This window comes from Pseudoalteromonas sp. SG45-5, from assembly GCF_014164085.1.
In the GTDB taxonomy this organism is placed as follows: Bacteria; Pseudomonadota; Gammaproteobacteria; order Enterobacterales; family Alteromonadaceae; genus Pseudoalteromonas; species Pseudoalteromonas aliena.
The window spans coordinates 1-373 of sequence record NZ_JACJEM010000169.1; the positions used below are offsets into that span (position 1 = coordinate 1).

The 373-nt window shown below is 37.0% G+C and carries 1 pseudogene; it reads right to left on the minus strand.

Going from position 1 to position 373, the window contains the following annotated elements:
* Positions 1–149 (minus strand): annotated as a pseudogene (locus H5119_RS20140) (transposase); the annotation flags it as partial.
* Positions 150–373: the final 224 nt, after the last annotated feature.

Sequence of the window (373 nt, forward strand, 5' to 3'; positions counted from 1 at the left end):
TGCTTGCCTTCTTTTGCGCATATTAGCCGTACTTGAGCACTGGTATGGTCTGATTCTTCTGGTGTCTTTGCCATTTTGGCTCTGATGGGGTTTAAATCTACATACGCCATGCAGGCCGCCAATGCAGCTTCATCCAATAATGCTTGTGATGTAACAAACGACTAAACTAGACAGCCACTCTAATTAAACAAATAAAACTGTGCTATTAAATTTACTTTTTCAGCTAAAAATTTATCTTTTACTATTGAGTTACTTTCATTTCACCCTTTAAATAAGCCATTATCACTCTTAAACCTAAATTACGCGTATGAAAATGACTGCATGATGCAGTTTTAACTTTTTACTGGGGCGTTTAAACTTTATGCGAGCAGCT